Raw genomic sequence first — 13,498 nt, 5'->3', positions numbered from 1 at the left:
CACTTTCAGGGCCGGCCGCCCTCGTACTTCCTCAGCTCGCGGCGCGCGAGCGAGCGCTGGTGCACCTCGTCGGGTCCGTCGGCCAGCTGCAAGGTCCGCGCGGCGGCCCACAGTTCGGCCAGCGGGAAGTCCTGGCTCACCCCGCCGGCGCCGTGCAGCTGCACCGCCCGGTCCAGGATCCCGACCACCGCGCGCGGGGTCGCGATCTTGATGGCCTGGATCTCCGTGTGCGCCCCCCGGTTGCCCACCGTGTCCATCAACCAAGCCGTCTTCAGCACCAGCAGCCGCAACTGCTCGACGGTGACCCGCGCGTCCGCGATCCAGTTCCGCACGACCCCCTGGGCGGCCAACTCCCGTCCGAAGGCCGCACGCTCCACCGCTCGCCGGCACATCAGCTCGATGGCCCGCTCCGCCATTCCGATCAGCCGCATGCAGTGGTGGATCCGGCCCGGACCCAGCCGGGCCTGGGCGATGGCGAAGCCGCCGCCCTCCTCACCGATCAGGTTCCCCACCGGCACCCGGGCCCCGTCGAAGACCACCTCGGCGTGCCCGCCGTGGTCGTGGTCCTCGTACCCGTACACCTTCATGGCCCGCCGGACCTCCACGCCCGGGGTGTCGCGCGGGACCAGGACCATGGACTGCCGGCGGCGCGGATCGGCGCCCTCCGGGTCGGTCTTGCCCATCACGATGAAGACTTTGCAGTCCGGGTTCATCGCACCGGAGATGTACCACTTGCGTCCGGTGACCACGTACTCGTCACCCACCCGCTCGATCCGCGTCTCGATGTTCGACGCGTCCGAGGAGGCGACCTCGGGCTCGGTCATCGCGAACGCGGAACGGATCTCGCCCGCCAGCAGCGGCTCCAGCCACTGCTTCTTCTGCGCCTCGTTCCCGAACTGCGCGAGCAGCTCCATGTTCCCGGTGTCCGGGGCCGCGCAGTTCGTCGCCATCGGCGCCAGGTGCGGACTGCGGCCGGTGATCTCGGCCAGCGGGGCGTACTGGAGGTTGGTCAGCCCGGCCCCGTACCCCTCGCCGGCCGCGCCGGGAGGATCGACGAAGAACAGGTTCCACAGGCCCTGACGGCGCGCCTCGGCCTTCAGTTCACCGAAGACGGCCGGGGTGTCCCAGGGCGAGGCCAGCCGCGCGCGCTGCTCGGCGGCGACGGCTTCCGCCGGGTGCACGTACTCCTCCATGAACGCGAGCAGCCGCTCGCGGAGTTCCTCGGTCCGGGTGTCGAATGCGAAGTCCATGGGGAGCTCCTCAGCCTTCCTGAAGTTCTTCGAGTGTGGTCAGACCGTGCTCGATGAAGACCGGGACGAGCTCGCCGATCCGGTCGAAGCCCGCACCGACGGTCTGCCCGAGCGTGTAGCGGTAGTGGATGCCTTCGAGGATCACCGCGAGCTTGAACCAGGCGAAGGCCGTGTACCAGGCGATGGCGCCGGTGTCCCGCCCGGAGCGCGCGGCGTAGCGCTCGATCAGCTCGGCCGGCGCCGGATGGCCCGGGGCCCGGCTCGTGGTGCTGACCGGGGAATCGGTGAGACCCAGGTCGGAGCTGTACATGACGAGCAGTCCGAGGTCGGTCAACGGGTCGCCGAGCGTGGACATCTCCCAGTCCAGCACCGCCCGGATCGTGTCGTCGGGCCCGCCGATCAGTACGTTGTCCAGCCGGAAGTCCCCGTGCACCACCGTCGGAGCGGGGGAGCCGGGCAGCGTCCGGCCGAGTTCCTCGCACAGTTCGTCGATCCCGGCGAGCTCCCGCCCCCGGGAGGCCGCGAGCTGCTTGCCCCAGCGGCGCACCTGCCGTTCCAGGAAGCCCTCGGGCCGGCCGAAGTCGCCCAGGCCCACCGCGTCCGGATCGACCGCGTGCAGGTCGACCAGGGTGTCCACCAGGCCGAGCACCGCCCGCCGGGTGCGGTCGGGCCCGATCCCGGCGAGCTGGTCGGCCGTCCGGTACGGGACGCCGTCCACGTGCTCCATGACGTAGAACGGCGCCCCCAGGACGGCTTCGTCCTCGCACAGCAGCAGCGCCCGCGGCACGGGCACGGCCGTCCCGTGGAGGGCGGCGATCACCCGGTGCTCGCGCCGCATGTCGTGCGCGGTGGCCAGGACGTGGCCGAGCGGCGGGCGGCGCACCACCCACCGTCCGGCGCCGTCGGTGACCGCGTACGTCAGGTTCGAACGGCCGCCCTCGATCAGTCGGCCGCTCAGCGGACCGGTGACGAGGCCGGGCAGTTCGGCGTCGAGGCGGCCGCGCAGCCGCTCCAGGTCGAGGCCTCGCGGATCATCCGGGACTGGGGTCATGCTGGGCACCTCCGTACGGAGTGGACGGCAACGGGCTGAGCGCCCGGAAGCCATCATGCCGACCAGTCGGTATGCCGTCCAGGGGGTGGCGCCGGGAAACCCCTTCCGGCCGTACCGGATCACCTCGTGCGGGGCCCGGCGCGGCGCCGGTGTCCCGGCGCCGGCGTGCTCACCTCACGCGTGACACAGGATCGGCGTCCCGCCGTTCATCACCGTCATGTCCCCGAGCAGCGCGAGGAGGTCCAGCGGCGCCCCCTCCGGCTCCCCGGCCAGCTCCGCGTACGCCCGGTGGACGTTCGCCACGAGCCGTTCGCTCTCCCGCCAGGCGGCGAACTCGCCCAGGTCGGCCCCCCGCGCCGTCTCCAGCGGGGTCAGCCCCCGCGCCCGACCCTCCCGGGCGAGCTCGCCGACGTGGCGCAGGTACCGCTCGGTGGCCTCGTACGCCGACGGATCGGTCAGCGGCCCGTGGCCCGGCACGACGGTCTCCGCGCCCAGCTCCCGCAGCCGCTCCAGCGCGCGCAGCGACCCCGACAGCGACCCCATCGCCAGGAACGGCGTGCCGCCCGCGAAGACCAGGTCGCCGGTGAACACCACCTTCTGCCGGGGCAACCACACGACGGAGTCCCCGGTGGTGTGCGCGACACCCGGGTGCAGGACCCGCACCTCGATCCCGCCGACGTGCAGGACCAGCCGGTCGGCGTACGTCAGGTCGGGCGGGGTGATCCGTATCGCGCCGAAGTCCGTCGCGGGCCAGATCAGCTCCAACTGGTGCCCGGCGGCGAGCTGCTCCGCCCGCGCCGCCTCGTGCCCGATGATCACCGCCTCGGGGGCGAAGAGGCCGTTGCCGTAGGTGTGGTCGCCGTGGTGGTGCGTGTTCACCACCGTCCGCGGCAGCGGCACCCCGGCCGCGGCGACGGCCTCGCGCAGGGCCAGCGCCCGCCGTTCGGTGGCGGCCGTGTCGACGAGCAGGGTCCGCCCGCCGTCACTCACGAACCCGGCGTTGTTCAGGCACCAGCCGCCGTCCGGCTGGACGTACGCGTACACGCCGGGCGCGGGCTGGACGAGGTACGGCTCTTCGACGGACATCCGGACTCTCCCCGGGTCGCTGTGACGGTCCGTCGGCATCCTGCCACCCGGCGTCCCGCCCGGGGAGGGCGGGACCGGGGGCGGGGTCAGTGGTCGTCGTAGTGGCCCTCGTGCTCGGCGTGCCGGTGCCCGTCGTGCAGGTAGTCGACGTGGTCGCCGTGCGGGACGGAGTCGTGACCGCAGTCCGATCCGTGCGCGTGCGGGTGGGCCTCGTGCGTCGTGTGCCCCGGGGTCTCGCACTCGTCCCAGTGCCCGGAGTGCTCCCGGTGCAGGTGCCCGTCGTGCGCGTAGTCGACGTGGTCGCCGTGGGAGACGGCCTGGTGCCCGCAGTCCGGGCCGTGGGTGTGCTGGTGCGTCGGGTGCTCGTGGTGCAGGGTCGTCATGGCGCAGAGGCTAGTGCGATTCGCCCCGGAACACCCGCTGTGTCCGCTCCCGTGTCGCGGGTGCGCGGGTGGGTGGACCGGCGCCGGCGCCGCTCAGAGGATCACCGCGACCGCGAGGACCGCCAGCGCCACCGTGCACGCCACCACTCCCAGGGCCGCCCGCGGCGCGAGCCCCCGGGGGCGGGCCGCCGCCAACCCCCGCATCCGCCGGTGCGCCACCCACAGGAAGGCGACCCAGATCAGGACGGTCACCGCCGCCCCCGCCACCTCCGTCGCACTGCCCGTTCCCCGCAGCGCCTGCCGCACGGCCAGGACCGCCACGACGGAACAGGCCAGCGTGGTGCGCCGCCACGCGAGCCGGGTCCGCTCCGGCTGCAGCCCCGCGTCGCGGACCTCGCCGGCGGCGCTCACCGCCCCGACGTCCAGCCCAGCAGGACGACGGCGACCATCACCACCGCGACCAGCCCCACGCACAGGCTCAGCACCACGGGGAACCGCGACAGCGGCAGGTCCTCGCCCCGCCGCATGGCCCGCTCGCAGCGCGTCCAGTGGCTCACCGCCCGCAGGGCGCACGCGGCGCCCACCGCCAGCAGCGCGAAGGCCATCCCGATCCGCACACCCCACCGCAGGTCCGGCAGGAACTGGTCCACCGCGAACCCGCCGCCCACCAGGGCCAGGGCGGTGCGGATCCAGGCCAGGAAGGTCCGCTCGTTGGCCAGCGAGAAGCGGTAGTCGGGGGTCTCGCCCTCGTCCCTCAGCCGCGATGGTGCGAACCAGAGGCGCACGTCCTTGACGAAGTCGATCACCCACCCAATCTACTGGCGCGCCGCCCCGAACTCCCGCAGCCGCCGGTACGCCTCCAGCCCGTCGGGCACCCAGGCCCACCCCGTGTCGTCCGCGACCCGCCGCTCCAGTTCCTCGGGCGTCAGCCAGGCGTGCCAGTCCACCTCGGAGACCTGCGGGGACACCGGCGCCTCGCACCGCACCTCGTACACCGAGGACCACCAGGACCCGCCCGGACCCTCGTACAGGAACTTGAACAGCGGCGCCGGCGGCTCCAGCCCCCGCACCCCCAGCTCCTCCTCGGCCTCCCGCAGCGCGGCCCCCGCGTAGTCCTCGCCGGCGCCCAGCACCCCGCCCACGAACATGTCGTAGTACGAGGGGAAGACCAGCTTCGACGCGACCCGGCGGTGCACGAAGACCCGCCCCCGCGCGTCCGTCGCCCGGACGAAGGCGCACCGGTGGATCAACCCCCGGGCGTACACCTCGCCCCGCGGGGCCCGCCCGATGACCCGGTCGTCCCGGTCCACCACGTCCAGTACTTCATCTGCGGCATCCACACGGTCCATCCAACCACCGCTGTTGACTGGTTACCGCTCCGTAGCCAAGGATCTGCCCCACCACCGACACCGGAGGACGGGCAACGCATGACGTACGACGCTGACGTGATCGTGATCGGAGCGGGGCTCGCCGGCCTCGTGGCCACCGCCGAGCTCGTCGACGCGGGCCGCAAGGTCATCCTCGTCGACCAGGAACCCGAGCAGTCGATCGGTGGCCAGGCCCACTGGTCCTTCGGCGGCCTGTTCTTCGTGGACTCGCCCGAACAGCGCCGCATGCGCATCAAGGACACCCGCGAACTCGCCCACCAGGACTGGCTCGGCACCGCCGGCTTCGACCGCGAGGAGGACGCCTGGCCGCGCCGCTGGGCCGAGGCGTACGTCGACTTCGCGGCCGGCGAGAAGCGGCCCTGGCTGCACGCGCAGGGCGTCCGCTTCTTCCCCGTCGTCGGCTGGGCGGAGCGCGGCGGCTACGACGCCAACGGACACGGGAACTCCGTACCCCGCTTCCACATCACCTGGGGCACCGGCCCCGGCCTGGTGGCTCCCTTCGAGCGCCGGGTGCGCGCCGGGGTCGCCCGCGGGCTGGTCCGGCTCGCCTTCCGCCACCGCGTCACCGGCCTGGCCTCGACCGCGGGGACCGTGGACACCGTCACCGGGGAGGTCCTGGCCCCCTCGGACGCCGTACGGGGGGCCGCGAGCAGCCGCGAGGCCGCCGGCACCTTCAGCCTGCGGGCCCAAGCCGTGATCGTGACCAGCGGGGGCATCGGCGGCAACCACGACCTCGTCCGCCGGCAGTGGCCCGCCCGCCTCGGCACCCCGCCCGAGCGGATGCTCTCCGGCGTGCCCGCGCACGTGGACGGGCTGATGCTCGGGATCACCGAGGACGCCGGGGCCAGCCACATCAACAAGGACCGGATGTGGCACTACACCGAGGGCATCGAGAACTGGGACCCGATCTGGGCCCGCCACGGCATCCGGATCCTGCCCGGCCCGTCCTCCCTGTGGCTGGACGCCACCGGCAGGCGGCTGCCCGTACCGCTCTTCCCGGGCTTCGACACCCTCGGAACCCTCGAACACATCATGCGGACCGGCCACGACCACACCTGGTTCGTCCTCAACCAGCGCATCATCGGCAAGGAGTTCGCCCTCTCCGGCTCCGAGCAGAACCCGGACCTCACGGGCAAGTCCGTCCGTGACGTCATCACCCGCGCCCGGCAGGCCGTACCCGGCCCGGTGAAGGCCTTCATGGACAACGGAGCCGACTTCGTCGTCGAGCGGGACCTGTCGGCGCTGGTGCGCGGCATGAACGCCGTCACCAAGGAGAACCTCCTCGACGAGGCCACCGTCCGGCGCGAACTCGTCGCCCGCGACCGGGAGATCGCCAACCCCTTCACCAAGGACCTCCAGGTGACGGCGATCCACGGGGCCCGCCGCTACCTCGGCGACAAGCTGATCCGCACCGCCGCCCCGCACCGGATCCTGGACCCCGCGGCGGGCCCGCTGATCGCCGTCCGGCTCTCGATCCTGACCCGCAAGTCCCTCGGCGGCCTGGAGACGGACCTCTCCTCGCGCGTCCTGACCCCCGCCGGCGACCCGCTCCCCGGGGTCTACGCGGCCGGCGAGGCGGCCGGCTTCGGCGGTGGGGGAGTCCACGGCTACCGCGCCCTGGAGGGCACCTTCCTCGGCGGCTGCATCTTCTCGGGCCGCGCCGCGGGCCGCGCCGCGGCGAAGGCGGTGGGCTGACCCGGCGCCCGGTCCCGCGCCCGGCCCGGCCGTCAGACGAGCCGCTCGGTGACCCGGAACCGCTCCATGACGACGAGGGTGTCGTCGTCGACCGTGTACTCCGGGTCGCCGATCGCCGCGCGCACCGACTCGGAGTGCCAGAACGTCTCGTGTGCCGTGCGCCATTCGGCCACCGACGCATGGCCCTCGCCCTCGTCGAGGGCGTGTCGCAGGGGGACGTCCGCCAACCGCAGTACCTCCACGCCGGTGACCTCGACCACGGCCGAGCCCGCCTCGTCCGAGTCGACCAGGACGGCCCGGTCCCCGGGCACCGGCAGCGGTTCGCCCTCGGCCTCGTACTGCGCGAGGAGACCGGTGGTACTGGTCTTCGCGCCGCTCAGCACCGCCGCGACCAGCTGGTCGCGCAGCGGGCCGGGGAAGCCGAGGAGATAGGGAGGAAGATCGTCGAGGGATGCCATCGGGCCACCTTAACCACCGCCCCCGCCCCTTCCGAGCGATATTCGTGGCACCCCAACTCGGCCCTCGGGAAGACCAGTTGAAACCCGCCACGCAGTGGACTGGACCTTGACGTGGAGCTGTGCGTACCGCTTAGCTGTATGTGATCATCCGAGTTCTCACCGGCATGATCCCACCCGCACCACCGCACCACCCACCACCCCGTGCGCCTCCCCGCGCACGTCCGCCCGCGCCCGCGCCCTGGAGGGAACCCGCGGATGTCCCCGCCTCCGCCGCCCCTCGGCCGCGCCCGCAAGCGGGACGCGCAGCTCTTCGACCCGGCCCTGTGCGACACCGAACTCGTCGACGTACGGACCCAGTTCGCGCAAGGTCGATGGGCCAGGGCGCGCGCCCTCCTGGTGGGCACCGGCGACGACTGGGACCGCCGCGGCCACCGCGTCGTCGTCCTGGCCGAAACCCCGGCCGCCACCGCCTGGGCCCGCGAGTGGCTGCTCGCCGAACCCGACAGCGCCGACGCCGCCACCCTCCTCGCCTGCGCCACCGTCTTCACGGCCCTGCGGCACAAGGGCACCCCCGAGTCCGCCGAGGAGGCCTGCCGCCGCGCCGCCGGACTGCTCCCCGCCGACCCCACCCCCTGGCTGGGCCTGCTCATGCTCTCGGGGACCTTCGGCACCGAGGAGGAGTTCAGCCGGCACTTCGACCAGGTCCGCGCCCGCCACCGCGAGCACCACCACGCCCACCACCTGATGGTCGCCCGGCTCGCCGAACGCACCCCCGCCACCGGCCAGGACCCCCTCCACGAGGTCTACGACTTCGCCGCCTGGGCCGCCGAGGAATCCCCGGCCGACTCACCGCTCGCCGTGCTCCCCGTCATCGCCCACGCCGAGCGCTACCGGGTCCTCGCCGCCGCCCAGGGCCGGGCCACCCCCGAGGCCGCCGCCGAGCACTGGTCCGGCCGTCGCGCCCGCACCGTGCTGCGCTCCGCCTTCGACTGGTGGCTGGAGTGGGAACGCGAGGACCACCCCCGCAACCGGGTCGACCTCAACTTCCTCGCCCACGCCAAGCTCTGCGAGGGCCGCTCCGCCGAGGCCGCCGCCCTCTTCCACCGCATCGGCGCCCACGCCACCCCGGCGCCCTGGTCCTACCCCGACCGGGACCCGCACAAGGCCTTCCTCGCCGCGCGCAGCGTCGCGCTCGGCACCGCCTAGCGCCACTTCGGACACCCCTACGACCGTCCCCGCAGACCGCTCCCGAAAGGACGCCCCGCCATGCCGACGGGCAGATCCACCACGCTCAGCGAACCGACCGAGATCCGCACGTACAAGGGCGAGGACCGCGCCCTGCGCGCCGACCGGCTCGGCACGGCCGGACTGCTGCTCTCCGTACTCGCGGCCAGCGCGCCCCTGATGGTCGTCGCCGGCGTCATGCCCACGATCTTCGGGGTCATGGGCATCGTCGGACAGCCACTGCTCTTCGTGATCCTCGGCGTCGTCCTGGCCCTGTTCAGCATCGGCTACGCCGAGATGAGCCGACACGTCCACAACGCCGGCGCCTTCTACGCCTACATCGCCCGCGGCCTCGGCCCGACCGCCGGAGCCTGCGCCTCCGTCGTCGCCCTCGTCGCGTACAGCGCCATGCAGGTCGGCGTCTACGGCATCCTCGGCTTCGAGATATCCGGCCTCTTCGCCACCTACCTCGACATCGAGCTCGCCTGGTGGATCCCGGCGCTGCTCGCCGTCGCCGCCACCGGGGCGCTCGGCTGGCTGAAGATCGACCTGAACGCCAAGGTGCTCGGCGTCCTGCTCCTCATCGAGTGCGCCCTCGTCGTCGTCTTCGACGCCGCCGCCCTCGGCAAGCCCGGCCCCGAGGGCCTGTCCCTCACCGCCTTCGACCCGAGCACCCTGTCCGGCGCCGGCCTCGGCACCGCCCTGTGCTTCTGCATCGCCGCCTTCGTCGGCTTCGAGCAGTCCCCGGTGTACGCCGAGGAGACCAGCAAGCCGCACATCGTCGTCTCCCGCGTGATGTTCCTCGGCGTCGGCTTCGTCGCCCTCTTCTTCGCCTTCAGCGCCTGGGCCCTGACCGTCGCCACCGGCCCCGCCGCGATCACCGACGCCGCCGCCGCCTCCGGCCCCGGACTGCTCTTCGAGCTGACCGAGGCCCGACTCGGCGCCGTCTTCACCGACGTCCTGCACGTGCTCTTCGTCACCGGCATGTTCGCGGCGATGCTGAGCTTCCACAACGTCGTCGCCCGCTACGCCTTCGCCATGGGCCGCGAGGGCCTGCTCCCGGCCCGCTTCGGCCGCACCAACCCCGGCACCGGCGCCCCGGCCACGGGCTCCCTGCTGCAGACCGGCATCGCCGCCGTCGTCGTCGCGGTCTTCGCGCTCACCGACGACCTGCCGACGGGCGACCCGACCGCGCCCGTCCTGCACCTGTTCACCTGGATGGGCAGCGTCGGCGCCCTCGGCGTGACCGTCCTGATGGCCGCGTCCTCGTTCGCCGTCATCGCCTTCTTCGTCCGGCGCGGCACCGCCGGCGCCCAGGTCTGGCGGCTCGTCGCGGCGGGCCTCGCCGGGCTGGCCCTGGTCGGGATCGCCCTCTACACCGTCAAGGACTTCGCCGTCCTGGTCGGCGCCGAGAAGGGCTCCGCGCTCAGCTGGGCGCTGCCCGCCATCATCGCCGTCGCGGCGCTGGGCGGCCTGGCCCACGGGCTGTACCTGAAGTCCCGCCGCCCCGAGGTCCACGCCCGCATCGGCCTCGGCAACGAGGCCTTCCGGCTCGACCAGGCGGCGGAGTCCACCCCGCACGACTGACCCGATCCACCTCGCATTCGTGCCCCTACGAACCCCCCGGAGACCGTTTCCATGGTCGCCGGGGGCTTGTGCGTGCAGGGAGCCGATTTTTGCGGGAACGGAGCCTCATGGTCTCCTGGGGCGACAAAACCACCGGATCGCGGCACGGGGGACACCACCCGGCTCCCCCGCGCGGCGCTCCCGCCCTGCCTGTCCCACCCACGAAGGCGAAGTCCGTATGAGTGACCGCACCTTGACCGAGGCTCCCGCCGAGGCGCATTCCCGCCCCGTCGACGCCGGTGACGAGGGCTACAGCAAGGACCTGAAGTCCCGCCACATCAACATGATCGCCATCGGCGGGGCGATAGGCACCGGCCTGTTCCTCGGCGCCGGCGGCCGCCTCGCCGGAGCGGGCCCCTCGCTCGCCATCGCCTACGCGGTCTGCGGCGTCTTCGCCTTCTTCGTGGTCCGCGCCCTCGGCGAGCTGGTCCTCTACCGCCCCTCCTCGGGCGCCTTCGTCAGCTACGCGCGCGAGTTCATGGGGGAGAAGGGCGCCTACACGGCGGGCTGGCTCTACTTCCTCAACTGGTCCACCACCACCGTGGCCGACATCACGGCCGCGGCGACCTACGCGCACTTCTGGTCGATGTTCACGGACGTCCCCCAGTGGGTGCTCGCCTTCATCGCCCTGGCCGTCGTCCTCACCGCGAACCTGATCTCGGTGAAGTACTTCGGCGAGATGGAGTTCTGGTTCTCCCTGGTCAAGGTGGCCGCCCTGACGATCTTCCTGCTCGTCGGCATCTACCTCGTCGCCACCAGCCACGACATCGACGGCAACACCCCGGGCCTCGCCAACATCACCGACAACGGCGGCATCTTCCCCGTCGGCGTCCTGCCCATGCTCCTGGTCATCCAGGGCGTGGTCTTCGCGTACGCCTCCGTCGAGCTCTGCGGAGTCGCCGCGGGCGAGACCGAGAACCCCGAGAAGATCATGCCGAAGGCGATCAACTCGATCATGTGGCGCGTGGGCATCTTCTACGTCGGCTCGGTCGTCCTGCTGGCCCTGCTGCTCCCGTACACCGCCTACTCGGAGGGCCAGAGCCCCTTCGTCACCGTCTTCGACAAGCTCGGCGTCCCGGGCGCCGCGGGCATCATGAACCTGGTCGTCCTGACGGCCGCCCTGTCCAGCCTGAACTCCGGCCTCTACTCCACCGGCCGGATCCTGCGCTCGATGGCCATGTCCGGCTCCGCCCCCAGGTTCACCGGCGTCATGAACAAGGGCAAGGTCCCCTACGGCGGCGTCCTCTTCACCGCCGCCTTCGGCATCGCCGGCGTCGGCCTGAACTACCTGATGCCCGAGGACGCCTTCGAGATCGTCCTGAACTTCGCCTCGCTCGGCATCCTCGGCACCTGGGCGATGGTCATGCTCTGCTCGCTCCACTTCTGGCGGAGGGCGAAGCAGGGCCGGCTGGAGCGCCCGTCCTACCGGCTGCCCTGGGCCCCGTACACCCAGATCGTGACGCTGCTCTTCCTCGTCACGGTCCTGGTCCTGATGTGGTGCGACGGGGGCGTCGGCCGCACCACCGTCCTGTTCGTGCCGGTCATCGGCGCCGCCCTGGTCGGCGGCTGGTTCCTGGTCCGCGGCCGGGTGGCGGAGATAGCGGCCTCCCGCCGCTGACCCCAGGCGCGTACGAGGGGCCCCGGCCCGGGATCGGATCCCGGGCCGGAGCCCCTTCCTCGTCCCCCGCGGGCGGGAAACGAAGAAGGACCCCGCCGCGGCGGGGTCCTTCTTTCTTGTGTCCGAGGGGGGACTTGAACCCCCACGCCCGATAAAGGGCACTAGCACCTCAAGCTAGCGCGTCTGCCATTCCGCCACCCGGACAAGGTGTCTGTCTCGCGTCCCTCGCGGGCCGTTCCGACGTGGAAAACATTACCAAACATTCCGGGGGCCCGATCACACCCCCCGGTGACCCGGACACGCCCTTGGGCGCAGCGCCGCAGAGGGCGAGGATGGGGAGGTAGCCGGTACTGATCAGTGGGAGGAACAGCGTGAGCGAATCGGGCGCGGGCAGGACCGTCTCCGGCCAGGACGAGGTCGTCGACCTCTGCCGGGACCTCATCCGGATCGACACCAGCAACTACGGGGACCACTCGGGCCCGGGCGAGCGCAAGGCGGCCGAGTGGATCGCGGAGCAGCTGGCCGAGGTGGGTCTGGAGCCGCAGATCTTCGAGTCCCACAAGGGCCGCGCCTCGACCGTGGCCCGGATCGAGGGGGAGGACCCCTCGCGGCCGGCCCTGCTGATCCACGGGCACACCGACGTGGTCCCGGCCAACGCCGCCGACTGGACCTACGACCCCTTCTCGGGCGAGATCGCCGACGGGTGCGTGTGGGGCCGCGGCGCCGTCGACATGAAGGACATGGACGCGATGACGCTGGCCGTCGTGCGCGACCGCATGCGCAGCGGGCGCAAGCCCCCGCGCGACATCGTGCTGGCCTTCCTCGCCGACGAGGAGGCGGGCGGCATCTACGGGGCCCGCCACCTCGTCGACAAGCACCCCGGCCTCTTCGAGGGCGTCACCGAGGCGATCGGTGAGGTCGGCGGCTTCTCCTTCACCGTGAACGAGAACCTGCGCCTCTACCTCGTCGAGACGGCGCAGAAGGGCATGCACTGGATGCGGCTGACGGTGGAGGGCACCGCGGGCCACGGCTCGATGACCAACAACGACAACGCCATCACGGAACTCTGCGAGGCCGTGGGCCGGCTCGGCCGCCACCAGTGGCCGGTGCGCGTCACCAAGACCGTACGGTCGTTCCTGGACGAGCTCTCGGACGCCCTCGGCACCCCGCTGGACCCCGACAACATGGACGAGACCCTCGCCAAGCTCGGTGGCATCGCCAAGATGGTCGGCGCGACCCTGCGCAACTCGGCCGCCCCGACGATGCTCGGCGCCGGCTACAAGGTCAACGTCATCCCCGGCCAGGCCACGGCGCACGTCGACGGCCGCTTCCTGCCCGGCTACGAGGACGAGTTCTTCGCCGACCTCGACCGGATCCTCGGCCCGCGCGTGAAGTACGAGGACGTGCACGGCGACAAGGCCCTGGAGACGGACTTCGACGGGAAGCTCGTCGACGCCATGCAGGGCGCCCTGAAGGCCGAGGACCCCATCGCGCGGGCCGTCCCGTACATGCTCTCGGGCGGTACGGACGCGAAGTCCTTCGACGACCTCGGCATCCGCTGCTTCGGCTTCGCCCCGCTCCAGCTGCCCCCCGAGCTGGACTTCGCCGGCATGTTCCACGGCGTGGACGAGCGCGTACCGGTCGACGGGCTCAAGTTCGGCGTCCGCGTCCTCGACCGTTTCATCGACAACGCGTGACCGGCCACTCCTAACGCCGGGG

Annotated in this window: 13 protein-coding genes and 1 tRNA gene; 5 read left to right on the top strand and 9 right to left on the bottom strand. The window is 72.4% G+C overall.

The window, feature by feature from the left end:
• Positions 1–5: 5 nt before the first annotated feature.
• The 7 genes from ACFY0I_RS34875 to ACFY0I_RS34845 all read right to left on the bottom strand — a co-directional run bounded on the left by ACFY0I_RS34875 (position 6) and on the right by ACFY0I_RS34845 (position 5,119).
• Positions 6–1,250: an acyl-CoA dehydrogenase family protein gene (locus ACFY0I_RS34875; protein ID WP_388903386.1), complete on the bottom strand. Its 1,245-nt coding sequence runs from the start codon at positions 1,248–1,250 to the stop codon at positions 6–8.
• 10 nt (positions 1,251–1,260) lie between these two features.
• The gene (locus tag ACFY0I_RS34870) at positions 1,261–2,301 is read right to left on the bottom strand and encodes a phosphotransferase family protein (protein WP_388903384.1); all 1,041 of its coding nucleotides are present in this window, start codon (positions 2,299–2,301) and stop codon (positions 1,261–1,263) included.
• A gap of 174 nt (positions 2,302–2,475) precedes the next feature.
• Entirely contained in the window at positions 2,476–3,387 is a 912-nt protein-coding gene (locus ACFY0I_RS34865; protein ID WP_388903381.1) for an MBL fold metallo-hydrolase, read from the bottom strand.
• An 86-nt stretch (positions 3,388–3,473) separates the two neighbouring features.
• Positions 3,474–3,770, bottom strand: a complete 297-nt coding sequence (locus ACFY0I_RS34860) for a hypothetical protein (RefSeq protein WP_388903378.1) — start codon at positions 3,768–3,770, stop codon at positions 3,474–3,476.
• Positions 3,771–3,863: 93 nt separating this feature from the next.
• Positions 3,864–4,181 carry a DUF202 domain-containing protein gene (locus ACFY0I_RS34855; RefSeq protein ID WP_388903375.1) on the bottom strand — a complete coding sequence of 106 codons (318 nt, stop codon included), beginning with the start codon at positions 4,179–4,181 and terminating at the stop codon, positions 3,864–3,866.
• The gene (locus tag ACFY0I_RS34850; protein ID WP_388903374.1) at positions 4,178–4,576 is read right to left on the bottom strand and encodes a YidH family protein; all 399 of its coding nucleotides are present in this window, start codon (positions 4,574–4,576) and stop codon (positions 4,178–4,180) included. The genes ACFY0I_RS34855 and ACFY0I_RS34850 overlap by 4 nt, the downstream gene beginning before the upstream one ends.
• A gap of 9 nt (positions 4,577–4,585) precedes the next feature.
• A complete protein-coding gene (locus tag ACFY0I_RS34845; protein ID WP_388903372.1) occupies positions 4,586–5,119 on the bottom strand; it encodes an NUDIX hydrolase in 534 nt (177 codons plus the stop codon).
• A gap of 78 nt (positions 5,120–5,197) precedes the next feature.
• On the opposite strand from ACFY0I_RS34845, the gene ACFY0I_RS34840 reads away from it, so the two are divergent.
• Complete coding sequence (locus tag ACFY0I_RS34840; protein WP_388903369.1) at positions 5,198–6,853, top strand: FAD-binding dehydrogenase; 1,656 nt, start codon at positions 5,198–5,200, stop codon at positions 6,851–6,853.
• A gap of 32 nt (positions 6,854–6,885) precedes the next feature.
• Here ACFY0I_RS34840 and ACFY0I_RS34835 read toward each other — a convergent pair whose 3' ends face one another.
• The gene (locus ACFY0I_RS34835) at positions 6,886–7,311 is read right to left on the bottom strand and encodes an ASCH domain-containing protein (RefSeq protein ID WP_388903367.1); all 426 of its coding nucleotides are present in this window, start codon (positions 7,309–7,311) and stop codon (positions 6,886–6,888) included.
• Between the two features lie 255 nt (positions 7,312–7,566).
• On the opposite strand from ACFY0I_RS34835, the gene ACFY0I_RS34830 reads away from it, so the two are divergent.
• From ACFY0I_RS34830 to ACFY0I_RS34820, 3 genes are all read left to right on the top strand, one after another.
• Entirely contained in the window at positions 7,567–8,517 is a 951-nt protein-coding gene (locus ACFY0I_RS34830; RefSeq protein WP_388903366.1) for a hypothetical protein, read from the top strand.
• 60 nt (positions 8,518–8,577) lie between these two features.
• Positions 8,578–10,122 carry an APC family permease gene (locus ACFY0I_RS34825; RefSeq protein ID WP_388903364.1) on the top strand — a complete coding sequence of 515 codons (1,545 nt, stop codon included), beginning with the start codon at positions 8,578–8,580 and terminating at the stop codon, positions 10,120–10,122.
• A 217-nt stretch (positions 10,123–10,339) separates the two neighbouring features.
• Positions 10,340–11,779, top strand: a complete 1,440-nt coding sequence (locus ACFY0I_RS34820; protein WP_388903362.1) for an amino acid permease — start codon at positions 10,340–10,342, stop codon at positions 11,777–11,779.
• 119 nt (positions 11,780–11,898) lie between these two features.
• Here the strand turns inward: ACFY0I_RS34820 and ACFY0I_RS34815 are convergent.
• Positions 11,899–11,983 (bottom strand) — tRNA-Leu (locus ACFY0I_RS34815).
• A 167-nt stretch (positions 11,984–12,150) separates the two neighbouring features.
• Between ACFY0I_RS34815 and ACFY0I_RS34810 the strand changes: the two genes are divergently transcribed.
• A complete protein-coding gene (locus ACFY0I_RS34810; RefSeq protein ID WP_388903360.1) occupies positions 12,151–13,476 on the top strand; it encodes a M20/M25/M40 family metallo-hydrolase in 1,326 nt (441 codons plus the stop codon).
• Positions 13,477–13,498: the final 22 nt, after the last annotated feature.

This window comes from Streptomyces sp. NPDC001568 (assembly GCF_042893755.1).
Taxonomy (GTDB): domain Bacteria; phylum Actinomycetota; class Actinomycetes; order Streptomycetales; family Streptomycetaceae; genus Streptomyces.
The sequence above is the reverse complement of the archived record's forward strand: the minus strand, read 5'-3'. Positions and strand labels throughout refer to the sequence as shown.